Consider the following 16234-nt stretch of genomic DNA (forward strand, 5'->3'; position numbering starts at 1 on the left):
TACAGGATCACGCTGGCCAGGGGGCCTATTTCTGGAAACCCCCTGTCACCGCGTGCCGTCACGGCTCTACCATCGGCTTATCCGTAGCAGGCTCCCCTCCGTTTCTGCCCAACGGCTCGTAGCCATGCGAGCCCTAGCCCTACGGAGCATCGGGGGATGCACATGAACAGCGCTCCACACCTGCTCAATGAGGACCGCCCCGAGTATGAGCGGATCCTCGATGAGGCGCTGCGCACCGCACCTGACCACCCGGAACTCGCCGCAGTGGGCCAGCGGCTCAACACCGAACAACTGCGCACCATGGCCCTGAACGCGACAGCACTGATCACGGCCGCGGCAGCGACCGAGTACGCGCACTACGTGAAGGTTCGCGAGGAGTTGCGCGAACCTCGACCGTCGTCCACGTCGATCCGCGAAGGGAGTGGACAGACCGCCGCGGAGTCGGGCTCCGGCGGCGTCAGCCTCGCCACCACGATGGGCGAGGTGGCCGAACCAGCGGCAGCGGGAGCCGGGGCGATCGCCGTCGTCGCGGTCCTCGCACCCGTCCTCGCGGGGACGGCCGCCGCGATCTTCCTGCTCGTCGGGTACATCCTGAAGATGCTCAACCCCGAGCCCGCCTTCGCCGACACCCTGCTCACCGCGGGATGGCTGTTCGGCGCGCTCACCGCAGGGGGCATCCTGGTCGCCGCGGTCGGTCTGCTCCTGACCGCCCTGCGCAACGGCGCCACCTCGCTCCAGGCGGCGGGATCGCACGGCGAGCGGTACAAGGAGGTGGACCGGGCCAGGGAAGCCTGGGGCCGGGCCCTCATGGAGCGGGGCGTCCTGCCGTTCCTGCGGGAGGCCCTGACGGATCCGAGTACGAGCCGCGCGGCCCGCACTCTGACGTCGGGATCCGACGCGGGGAACAACCGCATGCCCCAACTCGGCTACCACCGGCCGGGGTTCAGCAGCCCTGATGGCGGGCCTACGGCAGGTCCGCGGCCGAGCTACTCGAGCCCCGACTTCTCCAGCCCGGACTTCGGCGGGCCCGATCACAAGCCGGAGTAGTCGGCCGGAGCAGTCGTAGCCGGAGAATTCAACACCTCTTCGAGGCGCCGCTGCCGGCGAGCGGCGGCGCGAACTCGATGCGCACGGAGGGGGATCGGGGAAGGAGTACGGCCACTCCGTCGACCCGGGACCAGCGCTCGGGGACGAGGACGTACTGATTCCCGGACTGGATCATGAGCTTGAGCCCGTCGTAGCGGAAGCGATAGGCGGCCTTGGGGTCCTTGCAGCGCGTCTCGCGCACGCCCGGTGCGGTGAGGCTGAGGCTGTCCGCGCTGTAGACGATCGCGTACGGATAGGTGGGCAGGTCCGCGGCGAACTCGCGGGCACGGGTCTCGCCGACGGCGGCCGCGTAGTCATTGGCCGCCCAGAAGAGACCGAGCCCCACGAGCACGAGGACGACACCCCACTCGGCGAGCGCGGCCGCCGCCGGGCGGGGCGGGCTCGGGGCTGGTGCGGGTTCGGGTGGGGCTGAAGGTGCGGGTGAGGGCTCAGAGGGCTCAGGGGGCTCCGTGTCGTCGCCTTCCTGGCCGCCTTCAGGCTCGGGAGCGCGGGCGTCGTCCGGCGGCAGGGCCGGGAGCCTGCGCCAGAGATGGAGCGTGTACGCGAGGAGCAGCACGCCGAACGCCAGGCTCAGCGGCGCCGCCACGAGGATGCGGCGCAGGAAGAAGCTCCGGGCGAGCACGGACCAGAAGCCGCCGAGCGTGAGCAGCGCGCCGACGCCCGCCATGACCGGCAGCGACCGCCGCAGCAGACGGACCTCGGCACCGGCCGTGAGGCGCCTGCGCAGCAGGTCATGGCCCCAGAAGGCGAGCAGCGCGGCGCCCGCCGCGACCGTGAGCGGCACATAGAGCGCGTCCAGGCTGCGCATCAGGTAGTCGGTGGTGCCGAAGCCGAGGACGGTGGAGTTCACGCCGAAGTAGTCGAAGAACCAGTACGCGTGGTGCCAGCCGAAGTAGTACAGGAGCGCGGTGATCATGCTGGTGGGGGCGATGATCGTGCCCACGATGGTCCACAACTGCTGGATGCCGAGCGTCCCTTCGGGCGGCTCCGGTGCGGTCATGGAGCGGGGGCGATGCTCGGTGGGGAGACGGAGACGGAATCATCGGGGGGCGCGCCGTCGGGCGAGGGACTCTTGGGCGTCGGGCTGTCGGGCGGTGGCGTCTCGGGAGGCGAGCCCTCACCCGGCGTCCCGCCCAGGCAGGGCCCGAGACCGATGATCGTCAGGGGCGCGCCCCGGTCGATCTCGTTGCCCGCGGCCGGCGAGATCTTCACGAAGCCGCACTCCGACACGGTCGCGGTCTCGGACGCGGGGAGATCGACGCTGTACAGCCGCTCCAGCTGCAGACAGACCGTGCCGTCCTTGCAGGCGGTGCGTACGTCGTTCCTGATCGACTCCCACGTCTGCTTGCCGAAGTCGGTGACGGCGTCGAACGGCAGGCCCTTGTAGTTGATGGCGGGAATGCGCAGCGGGGAGGTCGGCACCTTGCCACCGCCGTTGTCCCCGCCGCCGACGTCTCCACCGGCTCCGGTGTCACTACCGCCTCCGGCGTCCCCACTGCCATCGGTGCTCCCGCCGTCACCGGTGTCCCCCGTGCCGCCCGCGGTCGAACCGTCCGAGGTGGAGCTGTCCGAGGTCGAGCCGCCGATGATGCCGCCCCCGGAAGCGGCGACTCCGCCACCGGACGTACTCGATCCACCGCTCCCGTCGTCATCGTCATGGCTCCCGCAGGCGAGGGCGGGCAGGCACAAGAGGCTCAGAAGCAGGAGAACGGCCGGCCGAGGCGTCCGAAGAGACGTCGCCATATCGCACCACCAATGGCACCTATGTCCTGAACTGTGTGGTCCAAGGAGAATGGCACTGTGCGGACGCGCCCGTCTACGGTCCGGGCGTGAGCCGCCCTCTGCCTACGGCCGGCGTCCGCCGCTCCATACGCCGAAGGATCTGCGCCCCCGCCCTTTCGACCGTCGTACGGCTGTAGACGTGCACCAGCGCGAGGTGGAAGAGCGCCGGTGCGAGAGGGGCCCACCGGTGGATCCGGTCGGCACGCAAGAGGTATCTGATCACTGCCGCCGGACGGAACGGCACGCAGTCGATGGTCTCGTGCTCCCATCGGTCCGCGACGCCTCTACTCATCCGCTCCTGGAGTCCTTCGCGGGTCAGGTCCTTCAGCCTGGCGTAGAAGTGGGCGCTCCAGTGGCGTTTGTCGATGTCCAGCACGAAGGCGAGCAGTTCGATCGTGTACTCGCCCGGTTCGAGGGAGAGTTCCTCGCGCATACCGCGTCGCGCGACGGCGTGCAGGTCGGGCGCGCTGCGGCCGGAGGAGTCGATGTGCCGTGACATGCCCTCGTTGACCGAGGAGTTCCAGACGCCCGGCGCCATCCGGACCCGCTCACTGCGCTGGCTCACGACCAGCATGTCGTCGGCGGTCACCACCGCGACGTTGGTGGCGAAACTGCACTGCAGAAACGCGGGTGCCTGGAGTGGACTGTCCGGGTCGAGGTAGCGGGACCGCGGAGTCGTCCCGTCCGCCATCCTGCGGTCGAGCTGCTGTGCCGCGAGGAACGTGTAGTAATCGGTGGGGCGTAACCGCAGGTGCACTTCCGGCTGTTCGTCGAGGGCGGTGCGGGAGACGTCGAAGGAGTCGACCGCGTAGCGAGGGCCGTTCCACAGCGGTGTCCGGCCCTCCGCACGCAGCCGCGCGCTCTCGGCCTCGATCTCGGTGCGCCAGCCGTCCATCTCCGACGGCAACTCGATCTCCTGGTCGAGTACTTGGACGTAGATCGCGTCACCGGGTATGGACGTCTCGCCGTCACCCTCCACGATCAGGGCGGACGTGTGGAGGGGCCCCAGCGAGAAGGTCCGCCACGCGGGGCTGGACTCCTCCCGCTGCCGCAGGCTGCGCACCGCTCTCGTGGAGCGGGTCCGCAGTCTGTACCAGGAGTTCTGCAACGGCTGTTGGAACAGCACGGCGAACAACATCCCCAGCACCGCGCCGACAACCCCGTTGGCCACATCTATCCCGCCCATGTCAGGCAGGGTAGGGACGCGGATCGGGCCGTGCGCGATCTTGGCTGTTCCGTTACGACGCGGGACGGGCTGATGGGCGCCCCTGGCAGGGCTGGTGGGCGCCCGGGCAGGTCGGCCGGTGCCTGGCGGGCCCCGGGCGCGGTGGCCGGGGCCCTGACCAGGAACTCAGTCCGTGCGTCGGGTCAGTCGGCGATCGGCAGATAGACCCTGTTGCCCGCCGCGGCGAACTCCTTGGACTTCTGCTCCATGCCCGCCTCGATGTCGTCCTCCGCCAGGTCACCGCCGTGCTGGCGCCGGATGTCCTGCGAGATCTTCATCGAGCAGAACTTCGGCCCGCACATCGAGCAGAAGTGCGCCGTCTTCGCGGGCTCGGCGGGAAGCGTCTCGTCGTGGAACTCCCGTGCCGTGACCGGGTCGAGGGCCAGGTTGAACTGGTCCTCCCAGCGGAATTCGAAGCGCGCGTCGGAGAGCGCGTCGTCCCAGTCCTGCGCGCCCGGGTGCCCCTTGGCGAGGTCGGCGGCGTGCGCGGCGATCTTGTACGTGATGACGCCCGTCTTCACGTCGTCCCTGTTCGGCAGGCCGAGGTGCTCCTTGGGCGTGACGTAGCAGAGCATGGCCGTGCCCCACCAGCCGATCATCGCGGCACCGATGCCGGAGGTGATGTGGTCGTAGGCGGGCGCGATGTCCGTGGTCAGCGGGCCGAGCGTGTAGAACGGCGCCTCCTCGCAGATCTCCTGCTGGAGGTCGATGTTCTCCTTGATCTTGTGCATCGGGACGTGTCCCGGGCCCTCGATCATGGTCTGGACGTTGTGCCGCTTGGCGATGGTGTTGAGCTCGCCCAGGGTCCTGAGCTCGGCGAACTGCGCCTCGTCGTTGGCGTCAGCGATCGACCCGGGACGCAGTCCGTCGCCGAGCGAGTACGTCACGTCGTACGCCGCGAGGATCTCGCACAGCTCCTCGAAGTGCTCGTAGAGGAAGCTCTCCTTGTGGTGCGCCAGGCACCAGGCGGCCATGATCGAACCGCCGCGCGAGACGATGCCGGTCTTGCGGCGCGCGGTGAGCGGGACGTACGGAAGGCGCACGCCCGCGTGGACCGTCATGTAGTCCACGCCCTGCTCGGCCTGCTCGATGACCGTGTCCTTGTAGATCTCCCAGGTCAGCTCCTCGGCCTTGCCGTCGACCTTCTCCAGGGCCTGGTAGAGCGGCACGGTGCCGATCGGGACGGGGGAGTTGCGCAGGACCCACTCGCGGGTGGTGTGGATGTTGCGGCCCGTGGACAGGTCCATGACCGTGTCGGCGCCCCACTTGGTCGCCCAGGTCATCTTGTCCACCTCCTCCTCGATGGAGGAAGTGACCGCGGAGTTGCCGATGTTGGCGTTGACCTTCACCAGGAACCTCTTGCCAATGATCATCGGCTCGATCTCCGGGTGGTTGACGTTCGCCGGGATCACGGCGCGGCCCGCGGCGACCTCGGCGCGCACCACCTCGGGGTCGAGGTTCTCGCGGATCCCGATGAATTCCATCTCGGGCGTGATCTCCCCGCGCCTGGCGTACGCGAGCTGCGTCACCGCCTGGCCCGCGCGGCCCCTGCGCGGCTGGCGCGGGCGGCCGGGGAAGACCGCGTCGAGGTTCTTGAGGCCACCGCGCGGCGAGGTGTGCTTGATCCCGTCGTCCTCGGGACGGGGCGGGCGGCCCGCGTACTCCTCGGTGTCGCCGCGGGCGATGATCCAGTTCTCCCGCAGCGGCGGAAGGCCGCGGCGGACGTCGGTCTCGGCCGACGGGTCGGTGTAAGGACCCGACGTGTCGTACAGCGTGACGGCCTTGCCGTTGGTGAGGTGCACCTGACGGACCGGCACCCGCAGATCGGGGCGCGAACCCTCGACGTACGCCTTGTGCCAGCCGATGGACTTCCCGGCCTCCGCGCCCTCGGGCGTGCTGGAGGCAGGCGTGCGTGCGTCCGATGTGGTCATGAGACCTACTCCCTACGCCGGCATTACCCGGTAACAGGTTCGGCGGTCGACGCAGCGGATTCCGTACGGCTCGTGCACGATGCGTTCGTGCCGTTGCGTACGGAGGTCAGCGCCCTCTCAGCCCGGTGCTCCGAGCTCCCGCGATTGCAAAGGTGCCTCCACGCTAGCGTCATGTCGGGCGCGCTGAACAGAGGGCCCCCTCCGTTCTTGCGATGATCGGGCTGTGACCACCACAGAGCCGCCGTCCCCGCCGCCCTCCCCCAGCCCGCCTCCAGGGGGCCACGGGCACGGGCATTCCCACGGGAATGCGCCTGGGCACTCGCACGGCCATTCGCACAGCCACGGCCCGGCCGCGCCGGTCTCCAAGCACCTGCGCAAGGTCATCGCGGCGGTGCTGATCCCGTTCGCGGCGGCGGTGGTCGTGGGGCTCGTGGTGCTCTGGCCCGGCGGCGCGCCCGCGCACGAGCGGACCGGTGTCGGCTTCGACCGGCAGATGCAGTCGGCGAAGGTCACCAAGGTCCTCGAGCTGCCCTGCAAGGACCTCAACGCCTCGCAGACCCCGCCGAACGGCGACACCTCCACCGCGGAGGGCCAGTCCGCGCAGTCCCGCGCCGACGGCATCTGCAAGAAGGCGACGATCGAGGTGAGCAGCGGCAAGGATGAGGGCCGCACCTTCCACGAGATCATCCAGCCCGACTCGCCCCGCCAACTCCGTACGGGCCAAGAGGTGGTGGTCGCCTACGAGCCCAAGGCACCCGAGGGGCTGCAGTACTCCGTCACCGATGTGAACCGCAAGATCCCCATGGCGCTGCTCGCCGGGATCTTCGCGCTCGCCGTCGTCGTGGTGGGCAGGCTGCGCGGTCTGATGGCCCTGGTCGCGCTCGCCATCAGCTTCATGGTCCTGACGTTCTTCATCCTGCCCGCCATCCTGCAAGGCTCGAACCCGCTGGTCGTGGCGGTCATCGGGGCGAGCGCCATCATGCTGATCGCGCTCTATCTGTGCCACGGGCTCACGGCCCGCACCTCGGTCGCGGTCCTCGGCACCCTGATCTCCCTCCTGCTGATCGGGTTGCTCGGCTCCCTCTTCATCGGCTGGGCCGCGCTGACCGGCAACACGGACGACAACACCGGGCTCATCCACGGCCTGTATCCGTCCATCGACATGAGCGGTCTGCTGCTCGCGGGCGTCATCATCGGTTCGCTCGGCGTCCTCGACGACGTGACCGTCACCCAGACATCGGCGGTCTGGGAACTGCACCAGGCCAACCCGACGATGGGCTGGCGCGGCCTCTACCGCGCGGGCATCCGCATCGGCCGCGACCACATCGCCTCGGTCGTCAACACCCTCGTCCTCGCCTACGCGGGCGCGGCGCTGCCCCTGCTGCTCCTCTTCTCGATCGCACAGTCCAGCGTGGGCACGGTGGCCAACAGCGAGCTCGTCGCCGAGGAGATCGTCCGCACCCTGATCGGCTCGATCGGCCTGGTCGCCTCGGTGCCGGTGACGACCGCGCTGGCCGCACTCGTGGTCTCCGCGGACCGCTCGCCCGCGGCTTCGGTCTCCGGTGGGGTGTCCGGTGGAACGCTCGGCGGAACGTCCGGTGGGGCTTCCGTCACGGCTTCAAGCACCGCCCGGCCGTCCCGGGGCGGGGGCAGGGGTCGACGCCGCAAGCCGTGACGTCGGCTGCGAGGTCTCCCGGGGCGGGCGCCTCCCTGCGGATGCCATGAAATGCAGCAATCTGCCACCCGCTTCCGTCCGTTGACGGCGTCGGTTCAGCCCGCGTTCTGCTCTTCGGCGAGGATCCGGTCGAGCGCCTCGTCGAGATGCGTCTCGAAGTCGGCCAGCGCCCGCTCCTGCCCCAGCGGCACCAGCTTGTCCGTACGGTCGAGGAACGCGAGCAGCGGCGGGATCCCCACCCGGAACAGCGCCTGATCAGCGCCGACCTGAAGCCTGATCAGGGCGTCGTCGAGCAGGTCCGGGTCGGTGGGCTCGATGCGCACGTCCCCGTCACCGCACGGCCTGCCCACCCCGTCGACCAGCAACTCCCGCCCGAACGCCCAGGTCACCGGGGCATCCCCGGGCAGGTGGAACGTCAGCCGCACGGCATAGGGATCGCCGGTCTCGTAGCGCAGCTCCACCGGGATGCGGAACGACAGCTCCTCGGAAACGAGGAAGCTCATCATGACCTCTGCCTGCACCGACTCGCCCATCGCGCCCTACCCCGTCACTTGGCCCTCAAGTGGCCAGGAACCAACTCCCTGACACTCCTGGCATCTTGCTTAACGTGCACACCAGATCACAAGGAGTGAGTTTTCAGATGCTGATAGAGAAGGCGAGTGTCCCTAGTAGCTTTCCGAGCTCACTCTGCAATCGCTGCGCGGCGGGCAGCAGCCGGTCCGCCTGACAGGCGGGGACGGAAATGGCCAAAGTCGCCGCCGTGTCCCCCACCGTGATCGGAATCGCGGCGCAGACCGTCCCCAGCGCGTACTCCTGACGCTCCACGACGGGCCGCATGCGCCCCATCGCGTCGAGCCTGCGCATGAACGTGCGATCGTCCCGTACCGAATAGCGCGTGATCGACTGGACCGGATAGCGGTCGAGGTGGTCCTGCCGTGCCGCGTCGTCGAGTTGGGCGAGGAGGCACTGGCCTATCGCGTGGGCGTGCCCCGTCTCACGGAAGTCCGCCCACTCCTCGACCGCGGGGTTGCCCGGGGTGTCGGCGACGGACACGAGCTCGATCTCGCCCTCGCGGTACATGGCGAAGTACACCGGGACGCCGATGGTGTCGCGCCAGTGGTCGAGTGCCTCCCGGATCGTGCCGCGACGGCTCTGCTGCGCCCCGCTGTTGCCCAGCCGCTCGGCTGCCTCGCCGAGCACGAAGAGCCCCTTGTCCCGGCGCAGATAGCCCTCGTGGGTCAGGGTGCGCAGCAGGTGGTACGCGGTGGGCAGGGCGAGCCCCGCCTCTCTGGCCAACTGCTTGGCGGGCGCGCCGTGCAGATGTGAGGCTGCGGCTTCCAGCAACCGCATCGCCCGCTGCACGGAGCCGATGAGGGTGGGCGCCCCGGTCGTGGAGGCCGTGTCGGCTCCCGAAGGGGTGGCGTCTGCCGTAGGCGTGGCGTCTGCCGATGAGCTGGTGAGGTCGACCGCGGCCAAGGTTCACTCCCGAAGCGCGTGGGGGGCCGCCCCTGCCCGGAACGACATGGGAGGGGAACGGGCGCCCGTCCGCGGGGCTCGTACCCCCGCGTCGGTTTTCGGACTCTAGCCCCTGGCAACCGCGCTACGACCTCCTGCGGGGAAACTTCCCCCGGCCGAGGGAACCCTTGCGAAAACTCACCGAACGCGCTTCATGCGAACACGCTTCAGCGGGCGTCGCGTGAAACGTCACCAGTCGCTGCGCGACGAGGACGAGCCGGATATGAACTTCCGTACGACATAGATGAGTCCACCGACCAGCGCGACGAATATCAGTGCCTTGAAGAGCAGGGCGACGACGAAACCGACGACGCTCGCTATCACGCTGCCGAACACGACCAGGGCGATGACCGGCACCGCGATCCACTTCACCCACCACGGCATTCCCGCAAAGATCTCCTTCGCCGCCATCGTCCTTACCTCTCTCCGCATCGTGCGGGTTCCTGATTCCTTCGCAGGCTCCCGGCTTCTTGCATTCGATGCTAGGCGGCCGAAGTGCTCTGTGGGGGCCTCGGATCCCTTGTCCTCCCCTGACCTGACCCTGAGGGAACCCCGAGGTCGGGGCCCTGATTCGGTCAGACTCCAGGGGGATCGGGAGGCTCAGCCCTCGGGCGGGGAGAAGACGACGAGCACCCGCAGGTCCTCGCTGATGTGGTGGAACTTGTGGGCCACTCCCGCGGGCACGTAGACGACGCTGCCGCGCGCCACCTCCGTGGTCTCCATCCCCACCGTGATCGACGCCCGGCCGCTCACGACCATGTACACCTCGTCCTGCCCGTGCGGCTGCTGCGGATCGGAGTCCCCGGCATCGAGCGCGTACAGCCCGACCGACATGTTCCGCTCCCGCAGGAACTGCAGATACGCGCCGTCGTTGGCGGCACGCTCCGCCTCCAGCTCGTCCAGTCGGAATGCCTTCATCGCCCTCGTACGCCCCTTGCCCTGCTCCTGGACCGGCGGTTCTCGACCGACCGCTCTTGACCGTCGTCTGCCACGATCAGACACATGAAGAATTTCGTAGTCAAGACGACCGCCAACGCGGCGGCCCTGGCCGTCGCCGTGTGGCTGCTCGACAAGATCACCCTGACCGGGGACAGCACGGGCAAGAAGGTGGGGACGCTGATCATCGTCGCCCTGCTCTTCGGCCTGGTGAACTTCCTGGTCAAGCCGGTGGTGAAGGTCCTCACGTTCCCGCTGTTCATCCTGACCCTCGGTCTGATCACGCTCGTGATCAACGCCTTGATGCTGCTGCTCACCTCGTGGCTGGCCGACAAGTTCGACGTGCCCTTCCACGTTGAGGGCTTCTGGACCGCCGTCCTTGGCGGCCTGGTCATCTCGATCGTCTCCTGGGCCATGAACGTCGTGCTCCCCGACGACAAGGACTGACCAGGACCGATGCGGGTGGACAGCGCGGGCACCGACGGATGGCAGGACGGAGGCGGTGCGCGGGTCCGCACCGCCTCCGTCCGGCGCCCGGCCCCGCCGCCACCTATCGCGGGGTCCCGGATCCCTACGACGGGGAGTTCGACGGGTTCGAGGAGTGCCTGAGAATGGTGGAGGCGGCGAGCGAAGGACTGTTCGACGTCGTACGGGAAGCGGTGGAAAGGCGGGCGACATGACGGAATCGGCACCCATGGGCGACGGCACGCGCGCGGTGCGGGCAGGTCTCCCCGAACCGGTGAAGCACGAACCGACGCTTCCGGGACCGGTCTTCGCGGCCCACTTCCACCTGCCGGGCGACCCCACGGGCGGCTACGCGTACGCGCGCGACGAGAACCCCACCTGGACGCATCTGGAGCGCGCCATCGGCGAGCTGGAGGCCCCGGGTGCCGACGACGCCGAGACGCTGGCCTTCGCCTCGGGCATGGCAGCGATCTCGGCGGTGCTCTTCTCGCAGCTGCGCGCCGGTGACGTGGTCGTCCTGCCGGACGACGGCTACCAGGTGCTTCCGCTGGTCAAGGAACAGCTCATCGCGTACGGCATCGAGGTGCGCACCGCCCCGACCGGCGGCGACGCCCAGCTCGACGTCCTGGACGGCGCCAAGCTGCTGTGGATCGAGACGCCGTCCAACCCCGGCCTCGACGTGTGCGACGTGCGCAGGCTCGCCGATGCGGCACACGCGCGTGGTGCCCTGGTGGCGGTCGACAACACCCTCGCCACCCCGCTGGGGCAGCGCCCCCTCGAGCTCGGCGCGGACTTCTCCGTGGCCAGCGCCACCAAGATGCTCACCGGCCACGGCGACCTCCTCCTGGGCTACGTGACGTGCGGGGACGCGGAGTTGACCGCTTCCGTACGGAGCTGGCGCAAGATCGTCGGTGCGATCCCGGGGCCGATGGAGGCCTGGCTCGCCCACCGCTCCCTGGCCACGCTCCAGCTGCGCGCCGACCGCCAGAACGCCAACGCCCTGGCTCTCGCCGAGGCCCTGCGCACCCGCACCGACGTCGCGGACCTGCGCTACCCCGGGCTGTCCGACGACCCCTCGCACACCATCGCCTCGCAGCAGATGCGGCGCTTCGGATGCGTGGTCTCCTTCACGCTGCCCACGCGCGCGCGTGCCGACCGTTTCCTCGACGCCCTGCGCCTGGTCGACGACGCGACGAGCTTCGGCGGCGTACGCTCCACGGCCGAACGCCGCCGCCGCTGGGGCGGTGACGCGGTCCCCGAGGGCTTCATCCGCTTCTCCGCGGGCGCCGAGGACACCGATGACCTGGTGGCGGACGTGCTGCGTGCGCTGGACGAGTCCGCTGTGGCGGTGGACTGACCCCTCGGCGGCCGCTTCGGCGCCCGCTCTACGCACAACGAACGGTCCGAGCCTCCCCCCTCGTGGCTCGGACCGTTCCGGTTCTGCGCGCGAAGAACCGCGCGAACAAGGCTAGTTGACTCTGTGTCAGTGTCCAATCACGCTAGCGACAGAAAGCTATCGACATATTTATAGTTGGGCGCGCTCCGAGTGCCGGAGGGGAGGGACGTCGTCATGGACCTGGCCCTGCTGCGCACCTTCGTGACGGTGCACCGGGCCGGCTCCTTCACCCGCGCCGCCGCGCTCCTCGGACTCTCGCAGCCCGCCGTCACGTCCCAGATACGCACGCTGGAGCGGCAACTGGGGCGTCCCCTCTTCCTGCGTCAGGCCCGTGGGGTGACCCCCACGACCATCGGGGACGAGCTCGCCCACAAGGCCGCACCTCACTTGGACGCCCTGGTGGAGATCGCCGAGACGGGGATCGACGAGGACTCCTCCATCCGCACCCTGCACCTCGCGGGACCGCCCGAGTTCACCGCGGAGCGCGCCCTGCCCGCCCTCACGGGACTCACCGGGCAGGACGGCCACAGCTACGCCCTGCGTGCCTCGTTCGGCAACGCGGAGGAGGTCCTCGAAGGACTCGCCGCCGGGCACCACGACCTGGCCATCACCACGGCCCGGCCGCGCGGCGCCCTGCTCACCGCGACCCCGCTCTGCGACGAGGAGCACGTCCTGGTCGCGGGGGAGCGGTGGGCGGCCCGGGTCGGCCCCGGCAAGCTCCGCCGCAAGGGAGCGCTCGCCCTGGAGAACCTGCCCGTGGTCGAGGTGCACGAGTCGCTGCCGTTCGTCGCGCGCTACTGGGCCTCCGTCTTCGACACCCTCCCCGCCTCGTCCGGCGCGGTCATCGTCCCCGACCTCCGCGCGGTCCTCGCCTGCGCGGCCTCCGGCGCCGGTCTGGCCGTGCTGCCCCGCTATCTGTGCGCCGAGGCCCTGGAACGCGGCGAGGTCGTCGCCCTGCTCGACCCCGCGGTGCCCCCTCTGCGCACGTATTTCCTGGTGGTGCGGACAGGGACGCTCGCCATGCCACACATCGTGCGCGCGCATGAGTGGCTGCTGCGCGCTGCCGTCCACTGGGCCTGATGGCGGCTCCGAACGGCTCACGATGTTTCACGTGGAACAGTCCGGGCCACATTTCCCCCATGACCGTCCGACCCGTGGTCAAGCGCACCGCACGCGCCGTCCTGCTGGACGGCGACGACCTGATCCTGATCAAGCGGACCAAGCCCGGCGTCGATCCGTACTGGGTCACCCCCGGCGGCGGCGTGGAGCCGGAGGACGAGACCGTCGTCGACGCACTCCACCGCGAGGTGCACGAGGAACTCGGCGCGAAGATCGTCGATGTCGTGCCCTGTTTCGTCGACACCGTGGAGCACATCGGTGAGGACGGCGGCGCCACCGGTGTGAAGGTGCAGCACTTCTTCGTCTGCCGCCTGGAATCCATGGACATCGGCCTGCGGCACGGCCCCGAGATCGAGGAGCCGTGCGGCGAGTACGAGATCGTCCACGTGCCCTTCACCCGGGTGGGGATCGCCTCGGTCCATCTCGTACCGCTGTCGCTGCGCCACTACCTGGACGGCAACATCGAGGGCGTACGCGCGATGCACGCCCCCGACCTGGGCTAAGTCGCCGCGGCGACCAGTTCCTCGACGGAGTCGTGGCGGATCCTGCCCGCCGGGATGCCCACGTCCCGCAGCGCATCGACACCGCTGCGGATCATGCCGGGCGGGCCCGAGAGGTACGCGTCGTACTCGTTCCACGGGCCGTACTCACGGACGGCGTCGGGCAGTTGTGCCCGCTGGTCCACGACCGGGCGGACGGCGAGCCAGGGGTGGGTCTGCTGGAGCCGCAGCATCGTGTCGATGTCGTACAGGTCGTGATCGGTCCTGGCTCCGTAGAACACCTCGACCGGGCGTCGTCTGCCGTGCTCGGCGACGTCCTCGACCAGCGCCTTGATGGGCGCGATACCGGTGCCGCCGCCCAGGCAGAGCAGCCCGCTGTCGGTGGTGTGGTCGACGGTCATCGATCCGCTGGGCGGCCCGAGCCGCAGGACGTCACCGGGACGGGCGCGGTGCACCAGCGAGTTGGAGACCCAACCGGCCGGGACGGCCTTGACGTGGAAGGACAGCAGCCCGTCCGAGCGGGGCGCGGAGGCGAAGGAGTAGTGCCGCCAGATCCGCGGCCACCAGGGGGTCTCCAGGCTGGTGTACTGCCCGGCCAGGAAGGGGTACGGCTGGTCGGGGCGGACCGTGACGACGGCTATGTCCGGGGTCCTGAGGTCGTGCGCGACGACCTCGGCGAACCACCAGGCAGGGGCGCGCAGTTCGTCCTCCGCGGCCGCGTCGATCATGACCTGGGAGATCGTCGTGTACGTCCGGACCCAGGCGGCCTCGGTCTCCTCGTCCCAGACCGCACTCGCGTACCGGCTCAGCGAGCCGATCAGCGCCTCGCCGACGGCCGGATAGTGCTCGGGCTGGGTGCCGTACTTGCGGTGTCCGCGGCCCAGGTTCTTCAGATACGAGACGAGTACGTCGGTGTTGTCGATGTGCTCGGCCGCGGTCAGGAGTGCCTTGAGGAGCCGGTCGCGCTGGGTGTCCATCGCCGCGGGGAACAGGGCGCGGAGGTCGGGGTGGCGGGTGAAGAGCAGCGCGTAGAAGTACGAGGTGACCTTGTCGGAGACAGGGCCGATTTCGGCCATCGTGCGTTGCACGAGGACGGCGTCGGGGGATCGCGTCTCCACCTGCGCCGCCGGTCGGCTCTCCGGTCGTGTGTCCGGCTGCGCCGCCGGTCCCGCGTTGTGCTGTGCCGCCGGTCCTGTGTCCGGGCGGGTCTCCGTGGGCGCGACGCGTGCGTGTGTCAGCACGTCGGTCGGCTCGGAGGCTTCCCGTGCGGCCGGTATTCGCCCCTCTGGCGGCTCGGTGGCGAGCGCGGCGCCACCGCTCTCCGTGGCGGGCGTGGGGCCGGTGGCCTCAGCCGTGGCGGATCCGGGCCTCGCCAGAGGACGTATCGATGCCATGCGGCGCGCCTCGGCGGGCCCTGGTCCGTCGGCACCGGACTGCTGTGGCTCCCCGTCCTCCTGCCGCTTCGGTGGCTTGCGTGGGGTGAACCAGCCGCCTCCCTCGCCGGAAGTGTCGTCGTCCGACGACGTGGTGGTCGGAGCGTCCATGCTGTGCCTCGCCTCGAGCTTCTCTCAGTCGGTCTGCGCACTTCCCGTCGGAAGCTGCCTGCTTTCCCCGCTCTGTCTGGGTGGCCAATACGGCCACATTGAACCCCGGATTCCCGGACCCTACGGACAAGTAGGTCGAGAATGTGACATTGGCCGCAGTCATCTCACCGCAGCATCCCATTCAGCGTCGACGTGCCGACCGCATAACGAGAAGTACGGGTTCTGGATCTCTTCCCCCCGTTAGGCTTCATTGACCTGCGCGCGTACCCCCCTGGGTGCGAAGAGGGCACCCGGCACGGACCGGAGTCGACCATACCGGCAGCCGTCCGGCGCACAAGTCCCCCTTCCCTTCGCCCCGAATTCAACGCCCCTGCCCCTCAATTGCCTCAATTACCGGGCGGCCCGCACCAATTCGTACGCCTTACGGAGATCCCTCCCGACATAAGAGTGGGTAGCCAGGCTCACCAGCCGTTGATCCGCATTGACGGCGACGGAAACCGGCACGACACCGAACAACTCCAGGTCGGAAAGCGAGTCTCCGTACGCGACGCAATCGCCGAGGCCCACCCCGAACTCTTCACAGAGCCGGTTCGCGATCTTCACCTTGGCCGCAGCGTCGAGGATGCCCGCCGGATTGACGGGCTCGGTGAACGGCACGGCGGGGAAGACCGACCCGTGGGCGGCGTGCGCGCCCCAGCCCAGGAGGCGCTCCACGAAGAAGGACGGCGACAGCGACACCACCGCGCAGTAGTCGCCGCCCGCGCGGATCTCGGCCCACGTCTCCCGGATGCCCGACAGCCACGGCGCCCCCTCGAAGGCTCCCGTCACATGCTCGTCCGTGAGCTCCGCCCACAGCTCATGGACACGGGCCGCGTACTGCGGTGAATCGACGCGTCCCGCCACGAAATCGCGCTCCAGCGCGGCGATCTCCGTGTCCAGGCCCAGCTGCCGCGAGATCTCCACGGGAGCGGCTGTGCCGTGCAGCAGCGTTCCGTCCAGGTCAAAGAGGTGAAGGCGTGCCATGTGGCTAGTACCCACG

Annotated in this window: 16 protein-coding genes and 1 riboswitch; of the genes, 6 read left to right on the forward strand and 10 right to left on the reverse strand. The window is 69.4% G+C overall.

All coding sequences use genetic code 11. From position 1 onward, the window contains the following. Positions 1 to 156: 156 nt before the first annotated feature. A complete protein-coding gene (locus tag KY5_RS20320; RefSeq protein WP_098243589.1) occupies positions 157 to 1047 on the forward strand; it encodes a hypothetical protein in 891 nt (296 codons plus the stop codon). Positions 1048 to 1075: 28 nt separating this feature from the next. Here the strand turns inward: KY5_RS20320 and KY5_RS20325 are convergent, their stop codons facing one another. The 4 genes from KY5_RS20325 to thiC form a co-directional block, all read right to left on the reverse strand. After that, the gene (locus KY5_RS20325; RefSeq protein WP_098243590.1) at positions 1076 to 2107 is read right to left on the reverse strand and encodes a hypothetical protein; all 1032 of its coding nucleotides are present in this window, start codon (positions 2105 to 2107) and stop codon (positions 1076 to 1078) included. Further along, positions 2104 to 2796, reverse strand: coding sequence for a hypothetical protein (locus KY5_RS20330; protein WP_098243591.1), 693 nt, complete (start codon positions 2794 to 2796; stop codon positions 2104 to 2106). The genes KY5_RS20325 and KY5_RS20330 overlap by 4 nt, the downstream gene beginning before the upstream one ends. Before the next feature lie 127 nt (positions 2797 to 2923). After that, complete coding sequence (locus tag KY5_RS20335; protein WP_098243592.1) at positions 2924 to 4075, reverse strand: hypothetical protein; 1152 nt, start codon at positions 4073 to 4075, stop codon at positions 2924 to 2926. A 182-nt stretch (positions 4076 to 4257) separates the two neighbouring features. Next, a complete protein-coding gene (gene thiC / locus KY5_RS20340) occupies positions 4258 to 6045 on the reverse strand; it encodes a phosphomethylpyrimidine synthase ThiC (RefSeq protein WP_098243593.1) in 1788 nt (595 codons plus the stop codon). Then, positions 6038 to 6197: riboswitch (TPP riboswitch) on the reverse strand. It overlaps the preceding gene by 8 nt. A gap of 71 nt (positions 6198 to 6268) precedes the next feature. Here thiC and KY5_RS20345 point away from each other — a divergent pair. Next, positions 6269 to 7720 (forward strand): YibE/F family protein, encoded by a 1452-nt coding sequence (locus KY5_RS20345; RefSeq protein WP_098243594.1) that lies wholly within the window; start codon positions 6269 to 6271, stop codon positions 7718 to 7720. A gap of 95 nt (positions 7721 to 7815) precedes the next feature. Here KY5_RS20345 and KY5_RS20350 read toward each other — a convergent pair whose 3' ends face one another. The 4 genes from KY5_RS20350 to KY5_RS20365 all read right to left on the reverse strand — a co-directional run bounded on the left by KY5_RS20350 (position 7816) and on the right by KY5_RS20365 (position 10153). Then, entirely contained in the window at positions 7816 to 8253 is a 438-nt protein-coding gene (locus KY5_RS20350; protein WP_098243595.1) for an SsgA family sporulation/cell division regulator, read from the reverse strand. A 103-nt stretch (positions 8254 to 8356) separates the two neighbouring features. Continuing rightward, positions 8357 to 9082, reverse strand: coding sequence for a helix-turn-helix domain-containing protein (locus tag KY5_RS20355; protein WP_098247374.1), 726 nt, complete (start codon positions 9080 to 9082; stop codon positions 8357 to 8359). Between the two features lie 342 nt (positions 9083 to 9424). Next, on the reverse strand, positions 9425 to 9646 hold the full coding sequence (locus KY5_RS20360; RefSeq protein ID WP_055551522.1) for a DUF5326 family protein: 222 nt from the start codon (positions 9644 to 9646) through the stop codon (positions 9425 to 9427). Positions 9647 to 9835: 189 nt separating this feature from the next. Continuing rightward, positions 9836 to 10153 carry a cupin domain-containing protein gene (locus tag KY5_RS20365; RefSeq protein ID WP_098243596.1) on the reverse strand — a complete coding sequence of 106 codons (318 nt, stop codon included), beginning with the start codon at positions 10151 to 10153 and terminating at the stop codon, positions 9836 to 9838. Between the two features lie 84 nt (positions 10154 to 10237). Here KY5_RS20365 and KY5_RS20370 point away from each other — a divergent pair, with 84 nt between their 5' ends. From KY5_RS20370 to KY5_RS20390, 4 genes are all read left to right on the forward strand, one after another. Then, complete coding sequence (locus tag KY5_RS20370) at positions 10238 to 10618, forward strand: phage holin family protein (protein ID WP_055551518.1); 381 nt, start codon at positions 10238 to 10240, stop codon at positions 10616 to 10618. Positions 10619 to 10847: 229 nt separating this feature from the next. Beyond that, positions 10848 to 11993 (forward strand): cystathionine gamma-lyase, encoded by a 1146-nt coding sequence (locus KY5_RS20380; protein ID WP_098243597.1) that lies wholly within the window; start codon positions 10848 to 10850, stop codon positions 11991 to 11993. Between the two features lie 213 nt (positions 11994 to 12206). Then, positions 12207 to 13112: a LysR family transcriptional regulator gene (locus KY5_RS20385; RefSeq protein ID WP_098243598.1), complete on the forward strand. Its 906-nt coding sequence runs from the start codon at positions 12207 to 12209 to the stop codon at positions 13110 to 13112. A gap of 59 nt (positions 13113 to 13171) precedes the next feature. Beyond that, positions 13172 to 13654, forward strand: coding sequence for an NUDIX domain-containing protein (locus KY5_RS20390; RefSeq protein WP_098243599.1), 483 nt, complete (start codon positions 13172 to 13174; stop codon positions 13652 to 13654). Here the strand turns inward: KY5_RS20390 and KY5_RS20395 are convergent. Together KY5_RS20395 and KY5_RS20400 are read right to left on the reverse strand one after the other, a co-directional pair. Beyond that, positions 13651 to 15195, reverse strand: a complete 1545-nt coding sequence (locus KY5_RS20395; RefSeq protein WP_098243600.1) for a globin domain-containing protein — start codon at positions 15193 to 15195, stop codon at positions 13651 to 13653. The genes KY5_RS20390 and KY5_RS20395 overlap by 4 nt on opposite strands. Before the next feature lie 390 nt (positions 15196 to 15585). Beyond that, entirely contained in the window at positions 15586 to 16218 is a 633-nt protein-coding gene (locus KY5_RS20400) for an HAD family hydrolase (RefSeq protein WP_098243601.1), read from the reverse strand. Positions 16219 to 16234: the final 16 nt, after the last annotated feature.

Origin of the sequence: Streptomyces formicae, assembly GCF_002556545.1 — a bacterium.
Taxonomy (GTDB): domain Bacteria; phylum Actinomycetota; class Actinomycetes; order Streptomycetales; family Streptomycetaceae; genus Streptomyces; species Streptomyces formicae_A.

What these genes read in the sequence shown, in the direction of transcription:
- KY5_RS20320 (WP_098243589.1), top strand. Translation starts at nt 157, where the DNA reads ATGCACATGAACAGCGCTCCACACCTGCTCAATGAGGACCGCCCCGAG.
- KY5_RS20325 (WP_098243590.1), bottom strand. Translation starts at nt 2,107, where the DNA reads ATGACCGCACCGGAGCCGCCCGAAGGGACGCTCGGCATCCAGCAGTTG.
- KY5_RS20335 (WP_098243592.1), bottom strand. Translation starts at nt 4,075, where the DNA reads ATGGGCGGGATAGATGTGGCCAACGGGGTTGTCGGCGCGGTGCTGGGG.
- thiC (WP_098243593.1), bottom strand. Translation starts at nt 6,045, where the DNA reads ATGACCACATCGGACGCACGCACGCCTGCCTCCAGCACGCCCGAGGGC.
- KY5_RS20350 (WP_098243595.1), bottom strand. Translation starts at nt 8,253, where the DNA reads ATGGGCGAGTCGGTGCAGGCAGAGGTCATGATGAGCTTCCTCGTTTCC.
- KY5_RS20360 (WP_055551522.1), bottom strand. Translation starts at nt 9,646, where the DNA reads ATGGCGGCGAAGGAGATCTTTGCGGGAATGCCGTGGTGGGTGAAGTGG.
- KY5_RS20365 (WP_098243596.1), bottom strand. Translation starts at nt 10,153, where the DNA reads ATGAAGGCATTCCGACTGGACGAGCTGGAGGCGGAGCGTGCCGCCAAC.
- KY5_RS20370 (WP_055551518.1), top strand. Translation starts at nt 10,238, where the DNA reads ATGAAGAATTTCGTAGTCAAGACGACCGCCAACGCGGCGGCCCTGGCC.
- KY5_RS20380 (WP_098243597.1), top strand. Translation starts at nt 10,848, where the DNA reads ATGACGGAATCGGCACCCATGGGCGACGGCACGCGCGCGGTGCGGGCA.
- KY5_RS20385 (WP_098243598.1), top strand. Translation starts at nt 12,207, where the DNA reads ATGGACCTGGCCCTGCTGCGCACCTTCGTGACGGTGCACCGGGCCGGC.
- KY5_RS20390 (WP_098243599.1), top strand. Translation starts at nt 13,172, where the DNA reads ATGACCGTCCGACCCGTGGTCAAGCGCACCGCACGCGCCGTCCTGCTG.
- KY5_RS20395 (WP_098243600.1), bottom strand. Translation starts at nt 15,195, where the DNA reads ATGGACGCTCCGACCACCACGTCGTCGGACGACGACACTTCCGGCGAG.
- KY5_RS20400 (WP_098243601.1), bottom strand. Translation starts at nt 16,218, where the DNA reads ATGGCACGCCTTCACCTCTTTGACCTGGACGGAACGCTGCTGCACGGC.